Here is a 24,240-nt window from a genome sequence, read left to right on the forward strand (position 1 = left end):
TCGGTTCACGTCGCCGAACGTTGGGGCGGGTGTTGCGTTGGAGGAGACGTGAAGACTGTGAATTCACTACGGATCGAGATCGGAGTCGTCGTCGCGGGGGAATTGGACACGGTCGATCGGGAAGCCCTGGGGAAGGCGATCGAGTGGTTGTCCGATGAGTTGACGAAAACGCATTCCACCGGCGGCCTTCAGTTTTGCTTTACCCAGCTGCAACGTCCGGAGATGCTTGTCGGTTTCCTCGCCGAACCGAGCATCTTGTTGCGACAGGCACAAGAGGAGCGTGACCGAAAGCACTGGGACTTTGTCTTTGTCGTGACCGCGGCGGAATTGATCGGAAAATACACGTCGTCGTCCTGCTTTGCCGCTCTCAGTCGCCCTTTCGATGCGGCGGTTTTCTCCACCTCGCTGATCGACCCCAAAGCCAGCGGAGAACCATCTGGTCGCGACCAGCGTGTCGAACGGATCGCCGGCCGCCTGGGCCGCTTAATGCTGCACGCAATCGGTCACTTGTCGGGCTTGGGGCAGATGGGTGATGCGGAAAATTTCATGTATCGCCCCACATCGGCCTCGGAAGTCGACCGGATGTCCGAACTGGAAGAATGGCAACAGGAACGTCAGCAGGCCTCCCTAATCGAAATGGCAGACCCTCGACTCGAGGAAGACGCTCCGGCCAACATCCGTCGTTGGTGGTTTGCCCCGCAAGCGGCATGGATCAATCGCCGCGAAATCGCCGAAGCCGTCTGGGCGGCCCGTCCGTGGCAATTCCCTCGGCGGCTGTCGGGGCTCGCAATCGCCTCGGTATCGACATTGCTGGTCCTGATGATGACCGCCGAAGCGTGGGACCTCGCCCTGGCGCAAAGCATCCCCGCGCAGATCCTTCTCGCCGTTCTTGTCCTCATCGCAGCGACCGTCTTTGTCGCCATGCGGCAACAGTTGCTAATCCGCCGCAGCAGCACGCGCAGCGAACAAAACGTCGTCACGACCGTCTCGGCATTGCTGATCGTTTCGGTGGGCTTGGCGACGATGTGGGTAATGCTGTTGGTCTTCGCCCTGCTGATCTCGTCGCTACTCTTTTCCGCCCCATTGATCGCAAGTTGGGCTGCGTCGGGCAACCTTGCCGCGGGACAGGTTGATTTTGGATGCCGGTTCGCAATGAGCAGTTTCGGAAGTTCACTGGGCCTGTTGATCGGTGCCCTCGGCGCCAGCTTTGAGTCCCAAAACTACTTTCAGCATGTCATCTTTGTCGACGAAGAACTTTAGCCGACGGTTGCGTCGAGGATTCGTGTTCGGCCAGCGTTTTCTGCCAAACCAGCGGCGGCTGCGAAGCGTGGCTGGGAATCAATGCGATCATCAGCAGGAATAATCCGACGACGATGTGATTCTGATGCGCCGGTGGAGGCGGCAATTCGGCAAAGCGGCCCCAGAGAATCATCCCCAAGGCAATCGCTAAGATCAGCAGATGCGCGTGCCGTGTGGGATGCCAATACGACAGGCCCGACAACACCGCGATCAGCACGGCGATTCCAAGGTCCGCCCAAAGAAGAGTTGGGTCGGATTGCACGGCGAAGATGAATGGACTGAGCGCCAGCCATACCGCCGTCATGATTTCGACAACGCGTCCCCACATTAGGTTGTCTCCCGAGACAAGAGAGTTTCGGCGGCATGCTCGAGTGCATCACTGCGATTTCCCCAGAACGCGTCCCAGAGAAGCCGCTTGCTTCGATTCTGTCGCCACACGATCCAAAGATAGGTGAGCGACGCACGGACTTCATCCCACGCCCAATAGACGAGGATTAGCGAAATCGCAGCGGTCACCAAGCACAAGAAACACCACGATCCAACAACGAACGCCTGGCAAAGAACCAGCACGACGCTAACGATCCCCAACGGGATCACATCGATGCCGAATAGTATCACCAACCAAGGACGATACTGCCAACGCCGGGGCGATCCCGCCAACCCCAGCACGGCGTCTCCCAGGTACGCCAGGACGCCGAGTGCGGCATCATGGATCCCCAGGATGCCGTACATTCTTTTCGCCGTGTCCGACTTCAGCACGTCATTGGTCCCATCGCCGAACACCGGGTCCCATGTCGTTTCGATCAGCCCCCATTGGAAGAGCGCCAAGTGGGAAGAGATCACCGCGGCAACGAACGCCAACAGACAGATCGGGATCCGCTGGGACCACGCCGAAGGATTGTGCGAGTACGGTGGAACGTTGCGGTGAAGGTCGTCGACGGGAAGGGTGACGTTAGACATAGTGACCCGTTGGGTTTGCACATGATGACTAGGAATAAAAGCCGTCGCCTCGCTTCCAACCGACAAGCCAGCAGGAGCCAAGGCCGACAAAGCGTTCAGCTTTCGAGCCCGTTGAGACGAAGCCACTGACTGCGGTTTTTCTCCAACGCGTCGAGTATCTTAGGCAGGTGATCGATCAGCCGATGCTTCGGCTGCCAACCCAACAATGCTTTCGCCCTCGAGATATCCAGTGCGTAGTGATCGTCGGCCATGTCGACCATGAAGGGCTTGATGAACGCGTCGCCCCCGGAAAGCTTATCGGTGACCGCCGCTCCGACTTTGGCGACCGTCTTGGGGACATAGAGCGTTGTCCAATCTTCGCCATGAATTCGCTGACCAATCGCATCCTGCAATGCTTCATACGACGGAGGATCGGGTTCACCGATAAGGATCGCCGTCTTCGCTTCGATCTTCGCCCGATTTTCCACTGTGGCGATGATGGCGTCGACGACATCGTCCAGATGAACCACCGATTGGCCTGCGTCGGTATCTCCGGGAAAGAAGTAGCTCTGAAAGTCTTTTTCATCGATCCGCTTGATCTGCTGGACCAGCGTCGGTTGACGGCCGTAGTCGGTGTACACCCCTGCAACCCTCAGGAACACCGACCGCACGCTGGGATGCCCTTCCCGGATTAACCGCTCGGTTTCGATCTTACTCTTGGGATAGGGCCACTTCGCCAGCAACGGATCTTCTTCGGTGATCCGCTGTCCCGGTTCACATGGCGCGTGGACCAGCATCGTGCTGGTGAAAATGAATTGCTGCAACTCAAAGCCATCGAGCGCGTTCAACAGTCGATCGGTGCCGTGAATCGTGATCGCTTCGTAGGCGTCGCTATCTTCACCTGAAAAATCGTAGTAGGCCGCCATATGCACGACGCTCGCCAACTTCCCATCCGTACGGCGGCGGACGTCTTCGATCGCAGCACGCACATTGCTGTAGCTTGTGATATCGCACTCGATGTCGTGGACATGCGGATTAGCTTTGGGCGGTTCGGGCAGGCCAACGCGGTCGAAGCCGAAAACCTCGTACCCGCGATGGGCCAACGCTTCACAAACCGGCTGGCCCAGCAAACCCGAGCTGCCGGTGACGATTACAGCAGGACGTTGAGTAGACATGATGCTCCTTGAAGTTTTCGTTTCGGAGATTCGATGATGAGAATCCCTCGCAAACGCCATGCCATCGCGGTGTGATCGGATCGAACCTAAAGAACCGGAAGAACTGGAGCCCGCAAGCGTCTAGAACGCCAAGCCACGTGAAAGCCTATGGCATGCACCAAGGCCCTCTGCCCCGATGCGATGACACCAGATCATGCGGAACCCGATGACTTATAACGTCCAGTAGATTGCCATGCCGCCGAGGTAGACGACCAAGACGGCAAATGAATCGATCCCCATCCCCAAGATCGTTCGGTCGCGTCGCTCCAGGATTCCCCACAGATAGAGACTGGTCGCGATGATCCCGATCGCACCGAGAAAGGCAGCCGAGGGTTGCAGCGCATCAAAGACAGGCCCCTCGCGATAGACAAGTTCGGCAGGAAGGAACAATGCGATCTCCAAGCTGTTGGTTCCCAAAATGTTACCCGCCGCCATACTGTAGGCGCCGAACCGGACCGCCGAATACGTGGTGCTCACTTCAGGCAGGCTTGTCGCAAGCGCGACCAACGTTGCACCGACGATGCTCTGCCCCATTCCCGTCTGTTCGGCGAGGGCTTCGCCTGTGCTGGCGACAAAAAAGCCACCGACAAGGACCACGACCGATGCCGCGAAAAACGACGCGACCAATCGCGACATCGAAACGTTTCGGAACGCTTCATGATGCGCGTCTTTCAGATCATGGGCCGACTCCGGCGGCTGTGCGATTTCGCCTCGCGGCTCCCACCGCGGGTCCCCTTCGTATCGGTAAATCACCCACATCGAAAACAAGTAGGCCACGAACAGAAGGACCGGCCAAAACCCAACGCCCACCACCGCGAACAGTTCCCCGCTGACGACCGCCGCCGAGGCCAATGCAATCAGTCCGATCAACATGATCCCCGCCATCAGCAACGACGACTGGGGAGAAAAGAGCGTCAAGGGTCGGCCTCGAACCACCAAGGCATCGATGACCGCGAGCACGGCAATCTGCATCACGACACCTCCCAAGAGGTTCGTTCCGGCGAGCTCTGCCGCCCCCGAGTGCGAGGCGGTCAGGGTGGTCGCCAGCTCCGGCAAGCTCGTCGCCCCGCCTAGCAACAGCACTCCCGCAAATGCCTTCCCCAACCCGGTCCGATCCGCGAAAAGATCGACGTACTTGCTAAGCTTCGTCCCCGCCCCCCATACCAGCAGCGCTCCGGCAATGAATATCGCCGAATTGACTCCCACACTGTTGTTTGCAAAGTCCATCAACGCGCACACCGCTCTCTATTGCTGAAGTGGATCTGGAATTCCGATATCGGCGACTCTATGCAAGAGACATGCCGGGCCCCCAATGCGATCATGCATGGTCCTAAGATGAAGGCAGCAAGCCGTTGCGAATTGGTTTCCGCGAGAACCGGCGGTGAGCCGTATGATCGGGAACGCATTGGTCGTTCACCATCCGGGCTGCTGGATTCCAAACCAATCCGCCGTGGCAACGATCTCGCTGGAGTGCCTTCTCGAGACTGCCGCGCCCCCAAACTCCAACGCCCGGTTTAAGAGGGCCCATCACCGGAAAGGTTGACCAAACCGGGCGGACGCGCCGCCATGATATACACCGCGTGCAGCATGCCGGGCACGAACCCAAGCATCGTCAAAAGCACATTGCACCAAAAATATTTCCCGATGCCAAACTGCATGTAGACCGACAATGGCGGCACAAAAAAAGCGATCAGTAGTCTTACATAGTTCACGGCTAGCTCCCATTCCGTATTCATTCCCAACACCGCGTCACGCTCAAGCTACGCCGCTCGGCTTCTCTTTCGGACCGCGGAAGGGCAACGCGCATCGGCCTTCCCCACGGCCCGATCGGCAACCTGCCGCAGCTTCCCGCGGATCTGGCGCCGAAGGACTTTGGACACGACGATGACGAACCGACCTGCACAGTTTTCGCGGTCTCTGCAAGCACGGGCCGCATCGCCGGCAACGCAGTGAATTCGCAAATCACGTTCCAATGCGATCGACTTGCTGGACGTCCTGTGGGCAATCGACTGGAAAGGATCGACGCGAGCTGCCGCACACGGGGCTTGCAACGGAGGCAACGGAAATCCACGAATGCCTTCAACCCGAACACCGCTTGCATCATAATGGCGTTCAAACCGGAATCTTCGCTCCGCGTCCTCAAGCTCATCGAAACCAGGCAGGCTCCTTATGGATCGTTCACTTCGGGTGGGGCTACAGTGTCTCGCCACGGCCCTCATTCTTTCCATCTCACCTTTTGCCGGAACGCAATCCGCACGAGCCGACGATGCCCCGCGTCCCAACATCGTCTTCATTCTGGCCGACGACATGGGCTGGAACCAACCGGGGTTTCAGGGGGGCAATCCCGAACTGACACCTCACCTAGATGGTTTGGCAGCCCAGAGCGTTCGGCTGACGCAGTTCTACAGCCATTCGGTCTGCGCTCCGACGCGTGGGGCCCTGTTGACCGGACGCTATGCGTTCCGCAATTGGATGGACTGGCGATCGGAAGATTTTGGCAAGCCGAGCTATCTAAAGAAGCTTGGTTTGACGTTGGCTCACAACGATCGCGGCGAACCGACACGGCGGATCCACGCATTGGATACCAACGAACGGACGGTGGCCGAAGCGTTGCAAGAAGCGGGCTATTTCACGGGGATCGTCGGCAAGTGGCACTGCGGCGAATGGCTCGACGAACACCTGCCGATGGCTCAAGGTTTCAACCACCAATACGGACACTACGCCTGGGGCGTCGACTACTACACCAAAACGATCGAGCACAACGCGCCGGCCCGGTTTGCCGTTTACGATTGGCATCGAAATCAGCAACCGATTCAAGAAGAGGGTTATACGACCGACTTGATCGCGGCCGAAGCACAGCGGGTGATCGCTAGCCAGTCGGCCGACAAGCCTTTCTTTTTGTACGTTCCGTTTAACGCGGTCCATGGTCCGCTGAACGATCCGCCGCGTTATACGGACAAGTTCGACGTCCGCCAGGCGATGCTCAAGTGCCTGGACGACGCGGTGGGCAAGATCGTCGCGGCAGTCGATCAAAGCGACTTCGCCCAAAACACGCTTGTTGTTTTTGCGAACGACAACGGGCCGGTACTGGAAGAGATGAGCAAGCCGTATCGGGGCACGAAGAACACGACTTTTGAAGGGGGCGTCCGCGTTCCCTGCTTGGTCCGCTGGCCCGGGCATGTCGATGCCGGCAGTTCCAACGACGGAATGATGTTCATCGCCGATTGGTACACGACCTGTATCGCGTTGGCCGGCGGATCGCGCGAACAACCGCTTCCGGTCGATGGCCTCGACATGACCGGAATGCTCTTCGGCGGCGAACCAAGCCCACGCGATGAGATCATCTTCGAGGTGACCGGCAGCGTTCGCCTGCCGACCATTCGCAGCGGCGATTGGAAGCTGATGGGAGATGTTCTTTACAACATCAAGACCGATCCGTACGAGACGACCGATGTGGCCGACCAGCATCCGCAGGTCGTCCGCCGACTCGCCGATCGTTTGGCGGAAGTTGGCCGCCAGCGGCCGCCGCTAGGGGACAAGCCACTGCTGATGGATCCCCCGCTTCCCTATATTTATGGTCAGAAGGAGAGTCTCGCGCCGCCGGCGTGGCTCAAACAAGCCGTCGATGCGGTCCGCGCGAAACAACCGCAACATTGGGCTCCGGGAGAAACGCCCTGGCCGCAAGCTCCCGTCGGCGCCAACGCGGCCAAGCAATAACGCTAATTTGCTACAGCTTGACCCAACCCGGCTGCAGGGGCTTTTTCACGTTCAAGTGATGGCCACGAATCACGTGGGGTACCCACAGCGATTGCTGAATCAGATCGATCAGCGTGTTGGGGTCCAGCGGCTTGAACAGACAGCGAGCCGGCGAGATCGGGTCGAGCCGCGTTTCCAGCCCGGCCCAACAGCTTTCCGCGATCAGGATCACTGGCACGTCGGCCAACGGTTCGGGATGCAGCTCGCGAAGCGCATGGATTTGGTCGATCGCAGCGGCCGCATCGTCGGCGACATCCCACAAGATCATATCGATCGGCCTTTGCTCGACCGCCTTGCAGGCCGCTTTGGCGTTACGAGCGCAATAACATTCGTAACCTTGCGAATCGATCACCGCGGCGAGCGCCGTAAGGCTCACTGGGCGAGGGTCAACGACCAACACGGTCGCGCTGCCGCGGTGCCGGTGGGTAATGTGAGACATGGCTTCGTTCCTCGTCATTTCAAAGACCGGGCGAACCACGTTGGCAACGGCAGGGGCATCCAGACGCTTGCCTTCGCGGGCCCATCTGGAACAAAATCGGCATAAAATTCGATCTGCTTGCATTCCGATTGGGTAATTCTTGACGATTTGTCCAGCATTGGCTCGGTTTGGTGCGGTTGCAGCAAATAACCGCAAGTCTACAATCGCCCCAGCGAGCCGATCGATTGCGGACGACCGGGAGCTGCGGATTCCGCACTCCGTTGGCAAACACCTGCAGACGCCCTCGTTTTCTTCCCCTCTTTCCGTTAACGCTTGATTCCACGATGAATAAATCTCCCGACGACGCTCTGAACGACGATGGCGATCACCAACGCGCGCGACGCGAAAAACTGGCGAAACTGAACGCCGCCGGAGTCGATCCGTGGGGCCAGCGATTCGACGACCGGTCGATGATCCAAGACGTGCGGCAACGGGCCGAAGAGGTCAAATTCCAGCTGGAAGATGGGACGTTGGTCGATCTGCCCGATTTCGATCAACCCGACCTGGAATACCGCCAATGGAAATCCGATCAAGGCCCCGGGGGGGAGATCGGTCCTCAGGTTCGCGTCGCCGGACGGATCATCCTGATGCGACCGACCGGCAAGCTGGTCTTCTTGAACCTTCGCGACATGACCGGCGATATCCAGATCTTCATCGGCAAGAACCAAGTCGGCGAAGAGAACTTTGCCCTCTCGAAGCTGTTCGATCTGGGCGACTTGGTTGGCGTCGACGGGCGTCTGGGGCGAACCAATACCGGTGAACTGACCGTCTTCGCCGAACGCTTGCACTTCCATTGCAAGATGCTCGAGCCACCACCCGAAAAACATGCCGGTCTGGCCGACGTGGAACTGCGTCAACGGATGCGTTACCTCGATTTGGTTTACACCGATGGAGTCCGCGACACGTTCCTGAACCGCACGCGGATCGTCAAAAGCATTCGCGAAACTTTGGACCAAGAGAGCTTCTGGGAAGTCGAGGGGCCAACGCTGCACACGATCGCCGGTGGCGCCGCAGCTCGCCCCTTTACGACGCACCACAATGCGTTGGACATGGACCTGACGATGCGGATCGCGTTGGAACTGCATCTGAAGCGACTGTTGGTTGGCGGCATCGAACGCGTCTACGAACTGGGCCGCGTCTATCGTAACGAAGGGATCAGTCCACGGCACAATCCCGAGTTCACGATGCTGGAATGCTACCAAGCGTACGGCGATTACGAATCGATGATGGACCTGACCGAAAAGCTTGTCGTCAACGCGATCGATGCGATCGGTGGCGGTTACAAGCGAAAGTTCGGCGACGTCGAAATCGATTTCACTCCGCCGTTTGCACGCCATAAATACGACGACCTCGTCGCCCAACATACCGGGATCGATCCCCATGACGCCGAACAATTGACCGCGTATGCGAAAAGCGTTGGCCTCGATCCGACCGGCAAACACCCCGACGTGATCAAAAACGAGATCTTCGAAGAGAAGGTCGAAGACACGTTGGTCGGTCCCGTTTTTGTGATCGATTACCCCGCCAGCATCTGCCCCCTGACCAAACGCAAGACCGACAATCCCGCGATCGCTGAACGCTTTGAAATGTTCATCTGCGGGATGGAATTGGCCAACGCCTACACCGAACTAAACGACCCCGATCTTCAAGAGCAGCTGTTCAAGACTCAATTGGACGGCCAGGAGGAAGAGGATTCGATGGCCAAGATGGACAACGACTTCATCAAAGCCCTCCGGCACGGAATGCCTCCGGCGGGTGGTCTGGGTGTTGGGATCGATCGCTTGGTGATGCTGTTGACCGATTCGAAGAGTATTCGCGACGTGATCCTGTTCCCGCTGTTGCGACACATCGACTGATCGCTCGGCATGTCGTTTGCACGTTCATTCTCCTGATTCTTTTTTGTGTCAGGAGGTGTGTGATGAACGACGTATTTCTAACTCGCGAGTGGAATGATCTCTGCCACCGCGTAACGCGTACCGCCAGTCGATTGGGACGGCGGTTCGACCGAAGCGACCATTTCGGTCAGGAAGCTCACGATTTCTGTGCGCTTGCCCCGCCGGAGAGCTATCCAGAACTGCTGGTGCGGGTCCGGGAAGCGACCGAACTTGCGAAGGCATGGCAGGCGCCGCTGCCATCTTGCGGACGGTTGAGCGAAAATTCGATCGATGAGGCGTTGGACGAGTCGTTTCCAGCGAGCGATCCCCCCGCTTGGACCGCTTCGATGGTTTAGAGCCCTCGTCGCCGCCGCCCCCTCCGGACGACTGGAAATCGCCCTCGCCAGCGATTAACCTACAGCGTACTCGAACGCCCGTGGCCAGACTGCTACGGGCGATCGCCCACCCCGTACAACCACGCTTCGGTTGTCTCGATGATCGTCTACGGTAACCGACATCTCTGCCTTCCTCTAAACCCACGACAATATCTGATGGTTAACACTCGAATCACTGGCTGGTTTGCGATCACTTGCTTGATGCTTGGTACAACTGTCGCCGACGACAAGGCGGCCGAACCGGCGAAGCCCGCCGCGGCGGCGGAAGCGAAACCCGAGGCAGCAAAGCCCGAAGAGAAGAAAGACGTAAAGGCTGAAGAGAAGAAAGAGGCGAAGCCGGAGCCGAATAAGGAAGAGAAACCGGAACCCAAGAAGGAAGCCAAGCCAGAGCCTAAAAAAGAAGCCAAGCCAGCGGAGAAAAAAGAAGCCAAGCCGGAAGCGAAGCCCAAGGAGATGAAGGCTGAGGCCAAGCCAGAAGAGAAGAAGCCAGAAGCGAAGCCAGCGCCGACCTTCCCCGACAAAGCGCTCGAAGCGGCGGTGCGAGCCGAGGTTTTCGCCAAGCGATACAACAACGAACCGATCACCGCTGAGGATGTGAAAAACATCTCGCGTGTTGTCGGCAAGGGGAAAGGAATCAAGAGCCTCGAGGGGCTGCAACACTGCGAAGCGATCATGTTGATCGATTTGGAAGACAACGAGATCGCTGACCTCGGGCCAATCAAAGACCTCACCCGCCTGCAATCGGTCACTTTGGCAGGGAACAAGATCAGCGACATTAAACCGTTGGCTGGATTGGTGAAAATGCAGCTGCTGGATCTGTCGCGGAACCAAGTCAGCGACCTGGCACCGCTGAAGGCGATGTCGAACCTGCGAACCTTGTACGTCGCCGACAACAAGCTGGCCACGCTGGCACCGATCGCCGAACTGACCAAAATCTGGTCGCTTGACGCCGCAGGGAATCAGATCAGCGACCTCAAGCCGCTGTCGAACCTCGGTTGGTTGACGACGCTCGACATCCAACGCAACGCGGTTGCCGACCTCAGCCCGCTGAAGTCGCTGGACGATCTCGACTTCATGCTGCTGCAAGACAACAAGATCACCGACCTGAGCGTCTTGGTCGAGATGTGCAAGAAGGACTTCGAAGGATCGAAGCGGTTCGCCCCCTTCCTGAAGCTGTACGTGAAAGGGAATCCGCTTTCCGACGACGCTCAGAAACAACAGCTGGCCAAACTGAAAGAGTTCGGAACGCGCGTCCACGTCGAATAAGCAACGCTGCACGAATCGAGCGTGCGAGCCGACAGTGCTCGCACGCTCGAACCGATCTATGCAGGCCGATGGCCTTTATTTCTCCGATCGCTTCCGCAACAGCGGGGCCATGTATTTGGCCGTCTCATCGGCGATCACGTTGTACCCGGCGAGGTTTGGATGGCGATCTCCGGTCCACCCGGGCAGATGCCCCAGAATCGCATCCAGCTCGTTCCCCATCACTTCGACGCTGGGGCCATACACAAACGGCTCGACCAGCTCGTGGTACTTGGCCGGAATCTTGGCTAGCGGGTAACGCCGATAGTTGAGCATGTTGTAGCCCTTCTCCAGCTCCGCTGCGTAGCGCGGATAGATATCGAACACTTCCAGCTGCTCTTCCTTGGCAACGGCACGAACCAAGTCGTTGATCTGCGTGCTCGCCTCTTCTCCCGAAAACGGGATCACGGTCATCGGGATCAAGATCGCATCGGGATGGTCGACGCGAAGCCGCGCGAGCAGTTTCTTGAAGTCGGCGGGGAAGTCGTCGACGAAATTGTCCAGCCGCGCTCGATCGTTGAGACCATAGCGGATCAAGATGTAGTCGAGCCCCGGCAGCTTGGCGACGTCGCGGTCATATCGCTTCGAATCGAACAGCCGGCGGATGTATTCGCCACTGAGACTCGAATTGATCACATCGCACTCCGGCAGATCCTCTTCCGCCGCCAACAGTTGTTCCAACACCGTCTCCAGATGCGGTCCTTCCGGACGAATCCGTCGCGGCACACTCCCTTCGGCGGTGCTGTCGCCGAGCAATAAGATCTGCACGCGACCTTCGTGTTCGGCGAGCGCTTCGTTGGATGGAAACGGGTGGATCAAAAACGCGGCAAACAGAGCAATTGTGGCAAACGAACCGTTCAAGCCACGGCGATCGGTGGGACACTTCATCGATAGGAATCCTTGCAGGTGGGAAATTTGGTAGGACGAGAAGCCCCATGGTGGCTCAGTCGCGGGCCAAATGCAAGTTTGTGCGCGGTGTCGCCAAGGCGATGACGCCGCCGCGACCCAGGTGAATCCGCCGACACGTGTCAGCCGACTGATACCTCAAACAGGAACGCCGATTGGACCTCGATAGCTCTCGGGGCAAACAAAAAAACGCCCTGTCGCAATGACAGGGCGTTTGGAGTTTTTACTAACCGCTTTCAACCAGTTGCCGATTAGGCGAATGGGCTGTACTTGCCGGGAACCGGATGTGGGTACTTGCCATCTTCGCCGGGAACGGTTGGTGGAACCGAATCGATCGTGTATTCATCGATGCCTGGGCAAAGGTCCTTTCCTTCGGCCAACAATTGATCCCATTGAACCACCTTGCCCGAGTAGCAGGCTTCGCGGCCCAGGATCGCGGTGAAGGTGCTCTTCGCACCATATTCACCTTCGTTGTAGATCTCGCCCGCCATCAGAGCTTCGATCAAATCGTGTTGCTCTTGCTGGTGACCGTTCAGGCGTTGTCCTTCGAACTTCCACGCGTTCGGGCCGGTGATCGATCCCGATGGATCGGCGGTACCCTTCGAACCGTGAACCGCTTCGCCGACGTGAGTCCACGATCCGGCCAAGTGGCGTCCTTGGCTGAACATCTTCGTGCCGTCGGAGAAGGTGTATTCGCAGAACGTGTGGTCGAAGATCTGGCTCTTGGTGGCATCGCCTCCCATTCGCATCTCGCGACCGCCCATGCCGTTGCATTCGACGGGATACGATCCCTTAACCCAGCAACCGACGTCCAGGTTGTGGATGTGTTGTTCGCAGATCTGGTCGCCGCAGATCCAATTGAAGTGGTACCAGTTGTTGCACTGGAACGCCATTTCCGATTGGCCTTCGGTTTTGGGACGGTACCAGATGCCGCCGCCGTTCCAATAGACGCGTTGAGCGATGATGTCGCCGATCGCGCCGTTGTGGATGCGGTCGATCGTTTCGATGTATTGTGGTTCGTGGCGGCGTTGCAGACCGATACCAACCATCAGGTTCTTCTTCTTCGATTCTTCCACCGACTTCAGCACGCGGCGAACGCCTGGTGCATCGACGGCAACCGGCTTCTCCATGAAGATGTGGCGTCCCTTGTTAACCGCATATTCGAATTGTTGCGGCTTGAAACCGGGAGGAGTCGCGATCACAACCAGATCGCAATCGACGTCGATCGCTTGCTTGTAGGCGTCCAAACCGGTGAAGATCCGTTCCTTAGGAACGTCGACCTTGTCTTTGTGCTTGTTGGCCAAGCTCTTGATCGAGCGTTCGGCTTTGTCGCCAAAAGCGTCGGCGACGGCAACCAGCTTGGTGTTCCCTTTGGTGTTCATGATCTGCATCGCGGCACCGGTACCACGACCACCACAACCGACTACTACAAAGCGGATTTCGTCGCTGCCAGCAGCATGCGCGGTGCGAGCCACCGAACTGGACAACGCCGCTCCCGTGGCGGCAATCGTAGATGTCTTTAAAAAGCCTCGACGTGTAGAGTCGTTCTGCATCATTGGGATCCTTGGTTCATTTAATTGCGAAGTTAAAGCTGCACGCGTTGCCCGATCCCACCCCGATTTGGCGAAACAGGGGAGGAGTGCCAACGGACAGCGATCAGTGTCGTCCACGCATTATATACGAATGATTCCAGCGATGGGACGGCGATTCGTCCCTTTTTCGCCACCCTAGGGCAGCGAATCACCCAACGATCGACCCGACCGTCGGAATCGTTCACACTGACGCGATGATTAGCGTGCTTGAACCTGCAACCGCGTCTCGTCGCCGACGCCTTGAGACGTCTGACGGCTGGTCGCTTCGGCCCGCACGGTCATCAATTGCGGCTGGTTTCCGCTGATCAACACCGTGTAGCGGATCGCCTCACCGGCCCTCAACTGGCTGATCGGCTGCAGCCGGACGATCCCATCGGCGGAGATGTTTTCGACCGGATCCCCTTGGAACATCGTCGACTGCACCGCTTCGAGCCGCGTTCCGGCTGGCAGCAGGATGCTCAGGATGACATCGTCCTCGGGAACGTTCCGATTGTTCGTCACGACCAAGTCGAGCGAGATTCGATCGCCGACGACAACCGGGTTGTCGCGAGATTCGATGTCGACCTGCAAGCCGCCGATTCCGCTGCCGACCGCACCGGGCGTTTGGGCCGGTGGCGTCGATGGACCTGGAATCGGAGTCGTGCTGCCGTTGATTGGCGGTGCACCAATCGGTGGCGGCTGGGGCGTCGGTTGTTGCGGCGGCTGAGCTGGCTGCGGCGTGGGAGCCTGCCCCGTCGCAGGGGGCGGAGCCACAGTCCTTGCTAACACCTGCAACGTCGTATCGGCCGATGCGTTGGCACCTTGTTCCGACGAGATCGCTACATCCAATCGAGCCACGCCGGGGCGACCGTCGACGCGGAACTGCCCTTCGACCGGCAATTCCTCACCTGGTTGGATGCTTGGTAAAACCCAGCTGACCGTGAAGATCCCTAGCTGGGACGAGTCGTAACCTTGGGTGAATTGCAACGCAGTCAACGCGGGGTCGTAGGTGGCCACAACGCGGACATTTGTCAGCGGCACGGTCCCGTTGTTGTAGACGAAGTACTTCACCAACACTTCCTCCCCCTGTTGCACCGACTGGCTGCCGGTCACGATGCGAGCCGAAACCATTGGGTTGGCCGGTGGTGGATTGACCGCGTTGACGCAGGCCGTTTCCGTCGCTCGTTGAGCGTTGCCGCCAGTTGCGATCACTTGAACGCATCGCTGCCCCGGTTCCCGAACCTGGTAGGTCGCTTGGATGGTCCAAGGCTTGTTAGGCAGCAAAGGCTCTTCCAATACTTTCACGACATGCTGTTGCCACTGACCGGTGTCGGCGGCAAAGGCCAACAGACCTTGATCCCCTTGAGCGTGCACTTGGACGCCCGAGATCGGTTGATCGCCGTTGTTGCGTACTTCAATATTGAACGTCGTCTCTTGCCCAACCTCGGCACGAGCGTTCGGATCGGCTGGGGTAATCGTGACGACCAGGTTCCGTTGGACGACGGTCACGTTGACGGTGTCCTCGGCAAACGTGTTCTCCGCTCCACGAGCTTGCACCGGAATCTGGAAGCTCGCTTTGGCGCGAACGTTCAATTCGATGTCTAGTTGAGTCTGAGCGGGCAGGTTGTCGATGTCCCACAAAACCTGAGCCCCGACCAGCGTATGTTGCGCCGGCACTCGGCTGCCATCAGCTTGGATCAACGAGGTGCTGACCAGTTCGACGCCTGGGGGCAGTTCGGTCAAAACGCGAACGTTTTCCGCAGTCAAATCGCCCGAGTTGGAGACGTTGATGCCGATCGCAAACTCTTCGTCGCGAGCAACAAATGGCGGGGCACCGGTTCGAACGACCAACCGTGGTGCCGACCAAGTAACCATCGTCTGCCCCGCTCCCAACGTCATCCGCGGCAACGCTTCGTCTAATCCCGCAGGGCGGATCACTGTGGTTTGAATGAACGCGGTTCCGGCAACCGGCGCGATCGGACGCAGGATCGCGGTGGCATCGCCATTTTCGTTGACGACCGCTTCGATCACCGCTTGCGGTTGCGATTGGCCATTGTCGAACAGTGCGACTTCAGGATTCATCACCTGGTAGCGGACCTTCCAGCCCGACGCTGGCAGTTCACCCTCTTTGCGAGTGACATGGGTGGTTAATTGAGCCTGTTCGCCGGCGCGCAGATTCAGGGGCGCAGGGAATTGCCAATGCGCATCGACCCAGTAGATCGTCGCGGTCGCTTTGCGTTGATCCCAGCAATCGCTTTCGGGAGCCATCACCGTGACGCGGCTGATCCCTTCGCTGGGCGAGCTGATCGACAACCAAGTCTCTCCCTTCTTCACAGGCACATCGTCGCCGCGGCGCAGGTTCCCACGCGTGATCAACGATGCGACGGTACTGGTCCGCCCCAGCGCATAGCTGCCGGTTTTCTTTTCGACCGGGTTGCGAGCGACCAAGCGATGCAGCGCTCCCTGTTTATCGTCGCCGACGTCGATGAAGTGGCCGACGCTATCGGGCGTCAACATCCACTCCAGCGGTTCGCCGGTCATCAGGTAACCGTCGGTTCCACACACACCGGAAAGCAAGACAACTTCGCCGCCGACCGGCGCGATGATCTTGCGATGATTCAATAGGATCCGGCCGCGTTTGCCACGGTCGGGCAGATGCAACAACTTGCGCAGATCGCAATGCTTGTCGAACAGAACCGCTTTGGGACCGTCGGCGCACTCGTCGACCACCTTGGCTGGTGGCGGGGCGGGAGCGGTCTGCGGAATGCCCGCACCTTGCAGACAAGGGGGCGGCGGCGCGGGATCGGTGAACGCCGGCTCGGGCAGGCACCCAAACGGACCGCAGCCATTTTGCAATTTATCGGTGCAAGGCAGCGTCAGTGTCGTAGTATTCGGGCATGGCAGGAAAAAGCACTCGCCCGTCGGATCGATCGCCGGCAATTGGAGGTGAGTGCAACCGGTGACGCATGGCATCATCAGAACGCACGCCCAAAGCGCAGCGGTGAAGTAGTGGTGGGTCCTTGTAGCAAACATCGCTCTTGCAGTTTTTGCGGGTTCCACAAACGAATCCGTTCAGGCAGACCTTGCCCGCAGAAACCTAGCATTCCCATGGCGCAATGATGCCTGGATGCAACATTTGGCGTTGAGAATTCGCCACGTTTGCCGATCTTCCGCGCGACCTTAACGACTGCAACGATGGTCCGGGCTTGAGCTTCCCGTGCGACACCGCGACCGAAACAACTTCGCAAGCCTGCACACCTAGCGGCTTGCGCTCGGTGGCCCCCGGCAACGGCTGATGTCAGCGACGTTCTGACAACAAAAAAACCCTCGCTCTAAAAAGAACGAGGGTTTTCGCATTTTGCTACGATTTTTTACGTAATCGGCAGGATTACATAGGGCCAAACTTGGCGATCAAGTCGGCGGTGCGGCAGCTGTAACCCCATTCGTTGTCGTACCAGCTGATCACCTTAACGAACTTGCCGTTGTCGCCCAGAACTTGGGTGAAGTCGGCGGCGAAAACGCTGCTGTGCGGATCGTGAACGATGTCGCTGCTGACGATCGCGTCTTCGGTGTACATCAGGATGCCCTTCAGAGGTCCTTCAGCAGCTTCCTTGATCGCGGCGTTGATCGATTCGACCGACGCTTCTTTGCTCAAGTTGCAGGTCAGGTCGACGACGCTACCGGTTGGCACAGGAACTCGCATCGCGATACCGGTCAGCTTGCCCTTCAGTTCCGGGATTACCAAACCGACGGCCTTGGCGGCACCGGTGCTGGTTGGGATGATGTTCTGGCCAGCAGCACGCGAGCGGTACAGGTCGGCGTGCGGTTGATCTTGCACCTTCTGGTCGTTGGTGTAAGCGTGAACGGTGGTCATCAGGCCCGATTCGATACCGAAGGTGTCGTTGAGGACCTTGGCGACAGGAGCCAAGCAGTTGGTGGTGCAGCTGGCGTTCGAAACGCACTTCATGTCGGCGGTCAGTTTGTCGTCGTTGACGCCCATCACGCAGGTCAGGTCGGCGCCATCTTTCGCTGGTGCGCTCAAAACAACCTTCTTGGCTCCGGCGGCCAAGTGCGAATCGTAACCTGGTTTGGTGTCGGTAGCACGCGCGGTGAAGAAACCGGTGCTCTCGATCACTACGTCGACGTTCATTTCGCCCCAAGGCAACTTGGCTGGGTCGCGTTCGGCCAATGCGGCGATTGGCTTGCCGTCGACGATGATCGACTTGTCGTCGTAGGCGACGTCGCCTGGATAGCGTCCGTGGATGCTGTCATACTTCAACAGCGTTCGCAAAGTTTCGTTGTCGGTCAAGTCATTGATCGCCACAACTTCGAATTCGTCGCTGCGTTCCATCAGATTGCGAAACGTCAAACGTCCGATGCGGCCAAAGCCATTGATTGCTACTCGAATTGCCACAGAATGCTCCTTAAGAAGTAAAAATTGAATCGTGTTGAGGGCGACCAACAAAGGGTGAGCTCAATGTCGCACGGATTATAGCGGTAAAAAACGCCCCCCAGCCAGTCCCCAGGTCGCATTTTGCGGTTAGATCGACTCTCTAGAGTAAAGCGACCTGCGAGCGAAACTTCACCCAAAGACCGTCATCACTCCCTAATCGTCCGGTTGCGTGTCAACCGGAACCCTTGTTGTCTCTAACCGTTTGAGCTGTGCGTGCAAATTGAATCGATTCCTTCGTGGCAGTTGCCTGCGGGCGTGAGCCCAGGAACCTGGGATTATGCCGCGCGACCGGCGATCGCAACAGAGTATGACCAATACTTCGTCGACCACCCTCTGTTTGCCTTGGATCAACAGCTGGTTTTGCGGCATCTGCCTCCCGCCGATTCACAAGGGGCTGCGACCGTTGCCGATCTGGGCTGTGGCACCGGGCGGGCGTTGGTTGCACTGGCGGCCAGCGGGTATCGCGGGCTGGCGATCGATCTGAGCCAGCACATGTTGGATGTGGTGCAACAGAAAACCCAAACGCAGAATCTGCCAATCGTTTCAGTCCGGGCAAACCTTGTCGATCTGAATGGGATCGCCGACCAATGCGTCGATCATGCCGTCTCGCTGTTTAGCACGTTGGGGATGATTCGCGGTCGTCAGCACCGGATCGCGGCGCTTGCGCACACACGGCGAATCCTCAAACCGGGGGGGCGATTTGTGCTGCACGTTCACAATATCTGGTCGTCCCTTTACGATCCCTCCGGCCCCGCCTGGCTATTCCGTTCGTGGTGGTCCAGCCGCAAGCAAACCGACCAAGAATTTGGCGATCGCGTCTACCAATATCGCGGACTGCCGAACATGTTCCTTCACAACTTTGGGTTGAATGAGCTGAAGGCCGACCTGAGGCAAGCCGGTTTCCAAGTCGATCAGATCTTCCCACTGAATCAAACGGCCAGCGGCGTGTTGCCGTTGCGGCACCTGCTGCCGCGCGTCCGCGCCGGGGGCTTTGTCGCCGTTTGCCATCGTGATTGATCACGATTCGGCAGGCGCCGTGCTGGCAGCCTGAAACGATTCCCGGACCTCCCGTTGTCCCGTCCAATAAAAGACGACTCCGATCATCGCGATCGTGATCTTGACCATTTCGTACACCAACCCCACGATCGTTCCCGATGCGTCGGTCGGTTGTTGAGGCAATTTGGCATAGAGATGGTCCAGGGCGCCTTCGAAGACACCGATTCCAGCCAGTGAGATCGGCAATCCAGCAACGGCGTTGGCAATCGGAACGATCACCATATGCTCGGGTAGCGTCGGAGGATGTCGATACAAACCCGCGGCGATGAAATAGATTGCCACCGCCAACATCATGTGCACCACGACCGACATCGCGATCGTGATCATGAACGCCCCGGTATGGTGCCGGAAGGCGCGTAAAGGATCGGCGATGCGATGCACGAAAGGCCCGACCATCGGCACGTCCATTATCCGGTCCAAAGCTTTGTCGATCAGAGAACCGCCCAACACGATCCCTAACATAAAGGCGGCGCCGGCCAAGGTTAACGAATAGACAACGGTGCGGATCATCGCAACATCGTCTCCGGCCAACGAGTCGCCGATCATCCACAGCGCGACCGATGCGACCAACAGCAATCCGTACAGCCCCACAACGCGATCCACAAGCGCCGTCGCAAAGACTTCGATCTTTTTCCCTGGAGTGCGACGGGACAGAAAATAGGCTTTGAAGACATCCCCTCCCACCGCTCCGATCGAAACAAAGTTCAGCAAAAAACCGATCGCTCCCAACCGAACCCCTTCGGTGGGCGTCAACGGAATGTTGTGAGACCGCACCAACAGCCACCAACGAAGGTAGCTGAGCACGGTCGCCGCGAGGCCGACCAACATCGCCAGGGCCAGCAGAGAGTATTCCTTTGGCGAAGCTTGCAGCGCCGACCACTGTTCGGGCTGGATCTGGGAAACGAGATACCAAACGATCCCAACCGGTACGCCAAACTTGGCGACCGTCAACAGAACCTGCTTCACAGACATTGTTTTACTGGGTGTGCTTTTCATCGCGGCATTTTATCAGGAGGGCTCAAAAATCCGACACACCCAGTTTGTGTCCTATAGTTAGAGGATAGGCCCGGAAACCGCTTTTTGTATAGAGGATTGCAGCCTTCGATAGCGAACCAACCTCCGAGAGTTGATGTGAAAGAAAGCAGGCGATGGCATGCGAACAGGCGACCCGAACGACCGAAACTTCGTCACCGACAGCCTCAAGCATAGTTACCCTAACGGTAAAATCTCTGCCTGCGTTTCGATTTTCTGCTCCCCTTCCATTGGTATTGCTTGCTGCTGCCTTACACGACAACTAGCATAAGGGTTCCATCCCACCGCCATTTTGCGCGGCACGGCAGCCGACCACCCTCCCACTGGCATCCGGTCGACCGTCGCTTACAAAACACGAAGAGTCGCTTTCCCTGGAGACTGTTGATAATGAATCGACGAATTCGCCGTCAGCTGAGCGTGATGATCGTCACGACGCTGACCGTCATCATGGCTGTGCCGCCTCATGCCGTTGCCGGTTGCTTTGCACCCTCGGCATCGAACTGCTGCTGCCCATGCCCCGCGTCCTGCGCTCCCGTTTACTGTGCGCCCAGCTGCAGCACCGCGCCGGTCGTCTCCCGGTCGGCCTCCTGTGCCCCCGCGGTCGTCTCGTCGCCGGCTTGTGGAATCAGTACCGCCGCACCAGTCGTCTCGTCCAGCCTCCCCGCGTACCCAGCCGATAACTGCCCGATCTGCAAGACCGGATCGTACAGCGGTGATTCGACCGCGGAACCTCAAACGGTTCTCACCTTGCCGCCAGCGGCCGCAGAAGAAACCACTCCACCGCCAGCCCCCGAAGTCATTGGCGACTCCACCGAGACTCCCGATGCCAAAGACGACCAGGTGATCCAACCTGCGACGGCGACCGAACCGATGCCGACCGAACCCAAACCTGCGCCGACGCCGGTCAATCCCGAACCGATGCCGACCGAAACGCCGAATCCTTTCAGCGAACGCAATGCCACGCCAGAGCCAGCCGAACCCAAAGCAGCTCCCGCGGAACCCAAGGCGGCTGCAGAGCCCAAAGCGGCTCCTGCCGAACCCAAGGCGGCTGCAGAGCCCAAAGCGGCTCCTGCCGAACCCAAGGCGGCTGCAGAGCCAAAAGCAGCTCCTGCTGAACCCAAGGCGGCCGCTGAGCCCAAACCAGCTCCTGCCGAACCCAAGGCGGCACCCGCTGAGCCCAAACCAGCTCCCGCCGAACCAACGCCTGCACCGGCAGAGCCCAAGGCAGCGCCAGCGGAACCAAAGCCCGCTGACGACGATCCCTTTGGAGCGCCTGCCGAACCAATGAAAGAAGCGCCTGCAGACGATCCCTTCGGTGCCGCTCCGGCCGAACCGAAGCCTGCCGCCGATCCAAAACCTGCTGCGGACGATCCCTTCGGGGCGGCACCTGCCGAACCGACCCCCGCCGCGGATCCCAAACCAGCAGCCGACGATCCGTTTGGCGAAGTTCCAGCCGAACCGAAGCCTGCTGCAGACGATCCTTTTGGCGCGGCACCCGCCGAACCGATGAAGGACGCACCCGCGGACGACCTGTTCGATGCACCTGCGGAACCCAAGCCAGCAGCCGACGATCCCTTCGGGGCTCCCGCCGAACCAAAGCCTGCTGCGGATGATCCTTTTGGCGCTCCCGCCGAACCGATGAAGGACGCACCCGCGGACGACCTGTTCGACGCGCCGGCCGACCCCAAACCGGCAGCCGACGATCCCTTCGGAGCTCCCGCCGAACCGATGACAGAAACGCCTGCCGACGACCTCTTCGGCGAGCCGAAGGCCGCTGAAGAACCCAAACCGGCAGCCGACGATCCCTTCGGAGCGGCACCGGCTGAACCGATGAAGGAAACGCCTGCGGACGATCCCTTTGGGGCCCCCGCTGAACCGAAGCCTGCCGCGGACGATCCGTTTGGAGCGGCACCGGCTGAACCGATGAAGGACGCGCCCGCGGACGACTTGTTTGGCGTTCCAGGTGAACCAACGCCTGCGGATCCGAGTGATTTGTTCGGAGAGCCCGCCAAACCTGCCGACGCCGCACCCGCGGACGATTTGTTTGGTGAACCTGCCAAGGAAGCCCCCATGGAAACCGACGACCTGTTTGGCGCCCCGCCCGCAGCAACCGATTCCGCGCCCGCAGACGACCTGTTCGGCACGCCACCGGCAGCAACCGAACCGGCTCCCGCGGACGATCTGTTCGGCACGCCTCCAGCAGACGACGCGGCTCCCGCAACGGAACCGGAACCTGCCGGTGGGCTCGACGACCTGTTTGGTGACCCCAAGCCGGCCGACGACAACAAAGAAGCGGCGGACGATCCGTTCGGCGACCTTTCGATGCGTGTCTGGAAGGACAACACCAGTACCTTTGAAACCGAAGGGCGACTGATCCTGATCGGAACCGATTTCGTGAAACTGCTGAAATCCAACGGTCGCACCTGCACCGTGCCGACGCGACGGTTGAGTCCTTTGGACGCGGATTACGTCGGACAGATCGCAAAATCGATCAACGGTCCAGTGATCCAACTGGTCAGCAACTAGCCAACACGCAGCGGCAAAACGCTGCGAAGTGTTAAATTTCAGCGAAAGGGACCGCTTCCTAGCGAAGCGGTCCCTTTTCTTTTACACCGAACATCCCCCACCACCGAGCAATATCTTTTCACCAAAAAAAGGTGACGTGCCGAAAGCTTCACACTTGATGCGCCCCGATTCTCAATTAACTTAGTTGAGCTGAACTTCCGTGCAGGATTCCCGGCCCCTCCCATCGCCGTCGATTCACCCAATGCCCTTGGCCGACTCTCCCAACCAACCGTCCCAGTCGCCATCGGAACGCAACGCCGATGTTCCCCCATCGTCGTTGCCGACCGCGGCGGGAAAGCATCACGTCCGATCGATCCACGCAAGTTGCCTGGACGATGGATTGGTTGCCCGGTGGGAGGAATTGCGATCGAGCAATCCGGCCCTCTACAGCCCCTTCTTTTCGCCTGAGTTTACGCAAGCGGTCAACCAAGTTCGCGACGACTGCCAGGTCGCAATCATCGAACAGGCCGGCATTCCGATCGCCTTCCTTCCCTACCATCGCAGCGGCCGATCGCTGTTTCCCGTCGGTCGCACGATCAACGATGCTCACGGCCCCATCTGCGGCCCTGGCACGACGATCGATTGGCGTGGCTTGCTGACCGAACTCGATGCCACCGGATACGAATACCATGCCCTCTTCTCGTCGGCCGACGACGTTCAAGAGCACGCCTTTGGATGGACCAAAGCGTTTTTATGCGACCTGAATGCATCCGACCTTCGCTACGATCTCTGGCTGGAACAGAATCGGAAAACGATTTTTAAACAGCGACGCAAAACGAAGAAGTTGATTCGCGAGGAGGGACCGCTGCGGTTGGAGTATGCGTCGACCGACCCCGCCGTGCTCGATCGCTTGATCCAACTCAAACGCGAACAATATCAACGCACTCGGATTTTTGACATCTTCTCGGTCGATTGGATCCGCAGCCTCTTGCACCTGATGCTCACCCGCGACGGTGCCGTCCAAGGACGCCTTTCGGCGATCTACGCCGGAGACCAATTGGTCGCGATGCACATGGGAATGCAAGAAGGCAAGCTGCTGCATTATTGGTTCCCGGTATACGATCAGGACTTCAGCTACGCCTCCCCCGGCACCGCGTTGTTTTTAGAAATCGTTCGCCAGGCGGAAGCCAACCAGATCGACAAGATTGATTTTGGGTACGGTGAATTACCCTATAAATGGACACTCAACAACGTCATCGACAGTGTCCCCCACGGCGCGATCTGCGTCTCGCCCGCCGCATGGCACGCGAGGCGTCTACGCGGTGGGATGATGCGAACGCTCAAGGCGTTGCCCGGCAAGGAGTGGTCGAAGCGGCTGCTACGCAAAGTCCATCCACAGTTCGGCCGCGGCAGTTACCACTGATCTCCGCCGTTTGTGTCGGCGGCCCGATTCGGGTCAC

General features: G+C 58.7%; 19 protein-coding genes. 8 read left to right on the forward strand and 11 right to left on the reverse strand.

Annotation, left to right across the window (positions count from 1 at the left end):
- Positions 1-48 precede the first annotated feature (48 nt).
- On the forward strand, positions 49-1,260 hold the full coding sequence (locus Poly24_RS18270; protein ID WP_145098711.1) for a zinc metalloprotease: 1,212 nt from the start codon (positions 49-51) through the stop codon (positions 1,258-1,260).
- Here Poly24_RS18270 and Poly24_RS18275 read toward each other — a convergent pair.
- The 5 genes from Poly24_RS18275 to Poly24_RS18295 all read right to left on the reverse strand — a co-directional run bounded on the left by Poly24_RS18275 (position 1,235) and on the right by Poly24_RS18295 (position 5,188).
- Complete coding sequence (locus tag Poly24_RS18275) at positions 1,235-1,627, reverse strand: SPW repeat domain-containing protein (protein ID WP_231753215.1); 393 nt, start codon at positions 1,625-1,627, stop codon at positions 1,235-1,237. The two genes, Poly24_RS18270 and Poly24_RS18275, sit on opposite strands and share 26 nt — an antisense overlap.
- Positions 1,627-2,259, reverse strand: coding sequence for a vitamin K epoxide reductase family protein (locus Poly24_RS18280; RefSeq protein WP_145098714.1), 633 nt, complete (start codon positions 2,257-2,259; stop codon positions 1,627-1,629). Before Poly24_RS18280 ends, Poly24_RS18275 begins: the two co-directional genes overlap by 1 nt.
- A gap of 95 nt (positions 2,260-2,354) precedes the next feature.
- Positions 2,355-3,413 carry an NAD-dependent epimerase/dehydratase family protein gene (locus Poly24_RS18285; RefSeq protein WP_145098717.1) on the reverse strand — a complete coding sequence of 353 codons (1,059 nt, stop codon included), beginning with the start codon at positions 3,411-3,413 and terminating at the stop codon, positions 2,355-2,357.
- 210 nt (positions 3,414-3,623) lie between these two features.
- Positions 3,624-4,679: a sodium:calcium antiporter gene (locus tag Poly24_RS18290; protein WP_145098720.1), complete on the reverse strand. Its 1,056-nt coding sequence runs from the start codon at positions 4,677-4,679 to the stop codon at positions 3,624-3,626.
- A 287-nt stretch (positions 4,680-4,966) separates the two neighbouring features.
- The gene (locus tag Poly24_RS18295) at positions 4,967-5,188 is read right to left on the reverse strand and encodes a YqaE/Pmp3 family membrane protein (RefSeq protein ID WP_261343122.1); all 222 of its coding nucleotides are present in this window, start codon (positions 5,186-5,188) and stop codon (positions 4,967-4,969) included.
- A 433-nt stretch (positions 5,189-5,621) separates the two neighbouring features.
- On the opposite strand from Poly24_RS18295, the gene Poly24_RS18300 reads away from it, so the two are divergent.
- Positions 5,622-7,169, forward strand: a complete 1,548-nt coding sequence (locus tag Poly24_RS18300) for an arylsulfatase B (RefSeq protein WP_145098723.1) — start codon at positions 5,622-5,624, stop codon at positions 7,167-7,169.
- A 10-nt stretch (positions 7,170-7,179) separates the two neighbouring features.
- Here the strand turns inward: Poly24_RS18300 and Poly24_RS18305 are convergent, their stop codons facing one another.
- The gene (locus Poly24_RS18305; RefSeq protein ID WP_197452004.1) at positions 7,180-7,647 is read right to left on the reverse strand and encodes a response regulator; all 468 of its coding nucleotides are present in this window, start codon (positions 7,645-7,647) and stop codon (positions 7,180-7,182) included.
- Positions 7,648-7,970: 323 nt separating this feature from the next.
- Here Poly24_RS18305 and lysS point away from each other — a divergent pair, with 323 nt between their 5' ends.
- The 3 genes from lysS to Poly24_RS18320 all read left to right on the forward strand — a co-directional run bounded on the left by lysS (position 7,971) and on the right by Poly24_RS18320 (position 11,221).
- Positions 7,971-9,542: a lysine--tRNA ligase gene (lysS, locus tag Poly24_RS18310; RefSeq protein ID WP_145098731.1), complete on the forward strand. Its 1,572-nt coding sequence runs from the start codon at positions 7,971-7,973 to the stop codon at positions 9,540-9,542.
- A 62-nt stretch (positions 9,543-9,604) separates the two neighbouring features.
- Complete coding sequence (locus tag Poly24_RS18315) at positions 9,605-9,916, forward strand: hypothetical protein (protein WP_145098734.1); 312 nt, start codon at positions 9,605-9,607, stop codon at positions 9,914-9,916.
- Between the two features lie 195 nt (positions 9,917-10,111).
- Positions 10,112-11,221: a leucine-rich repeat domain-containing protein gene (locus Poly24_RS18320; protein WP_145098737.1), complete on the forward strand. Its 1,110-nt coding sequence runs from the start codon at positions 10,112-10,114 to the stop codon at positions 11,219-11,221.
- 75 nt (positions 11,222-11,296) lie between these two features.
- Here the strand turns inward: Poly24_RS18320 and Poly24_RS18325 are convergent, their stop codons facing one another.
- The 4 genes from Poly24_RS18325 to gap all read right to left on the reverse strand — a co-directional run bounded on the left by Poly24_RS18325 (position 11,297) and on the right by gap (position 18,148).
- Positions 11,297-12,145, reverse strand: a complete 849-nt coding sequence (locus tag Poly24_RS18325) for an SGNH/GDSL hydrolase family protein (protein ID WP_145098740.1) — start codon at positions 12,143-12,145, stop codon at positions 11,297-11,299.
- Positions 12,146-12,414: 269 nt separating this feature from the next.
- Positions 12,415-13,716: a Gfo/Idh/MocA family oxidoreductase gene (locus Poly24_RS18330; RefSeq protein WP_145103123.1), complete on the reverse strand. Its 1,302-nt coding sequence runs from the start codon at positions 13,714-13,716 to the stop codon at positions 12,415-12,417.
- 237 nt (positions 13,717-13,953) lie between these two features.
- Positions 13,954-16,767, reverse strand: a complete 2,814-nt coding sequence (locus tag Poly24_RS18335) for a COG1361 family protein (RefSeq protein ID WP_145098744.1) — start codon at positions 16,765-16,767, stop codon at positions 13,954-13,956.
- A 355-nt stretch (positions 16,768-17,122) separates the two neighbouring features.
- On the reverse strand, positions 17,123-18,148 hold the full coding sequence (gene gap / locus Poly24_RS18340) for a type I glyceraldehyde-3-phosphate dehydrogenase (RefSeq protein ID WP_145098747.1): 1,026 nt from the start codon (positions 18,146-18,148) through the stop codon (positions 17,123-17,125).
- A 252-nt stretch (positions 18,149-18,400) separates the two neighbouring features.
- On the opposite strand from gap, the gene Poly24_RS18345 reads away from it, so the two are divergent.
- Complete coding sequence (locus tag Poly24_RS18345) at positions 18,401-19,204, forward strand: class I SAM-dependent methyltransferase (RefSeq protein ID WP_197452005.1); 804 nt, start codon at positions 18,401-18,403, stop codon at positions 19,202-19,204.
- On the opposite strand, the gene Poly24_RS18350 is transcribed toward Poly24_RS18345, so the two are convergent.
- Positions 19,205-20,239, reverse strand: a complete 1,035-nt coding sequence (locus tag Poly24_RS18350) for a lysylphosphatidylglycerol synthase transmembrane domain-containing protein (RefSeq protein WP_145098755.1) — start codon at positions 20,237-20,239, stop codon at positions 19,205-19,207.
- Positions 20,240-20,662: 423 nt separating this feature from the next.
- Between Poly24_RS18350 and Poly24_RS27675 the strand changes: the two genes are divergently transcribed.
- Positions 20,663-22,801 carry a nucleoporin gene (locus Poly24_RS27675; protein ID WP_145098759.1) on the forward strand — a complete coding sequence of 713 codons (2,139 nt, stop codon included), beginning with the start codon at positions 20,663-20,665 and terminating at the stop codon, positions 22,799-22,801.
- A 241-nt stretch (positions 22,802-23,042) separates the two neighbouring features.
- Positions 23,043-24,203 carry a GNAT family N-acetyltransferase gene (locus Poly24_RS18360; protein ID WP_145098762.1) on the forward strand — a complete coding sequence of 387 codons (1,161 nt, stop codon included), beginning with the start codon at positions 23,043-23,045 and terminating at the stop codon, positions 24,201-24,203.
- The last annotated feature ends 37 nt before the right edge of the window (positions 24,204-24,240 follow it).

Origin of the sequence: Rosistilla carotiformis (assembly GCF_007753095.1) — a bacterium.
Taxonomy (GTDB): domain Bacteria; phylum Planctomycetota; class Planctomycetia; order Pirellulales; family Pirellulaceae; genus Rosistilla; species Rosistilla carotiformis.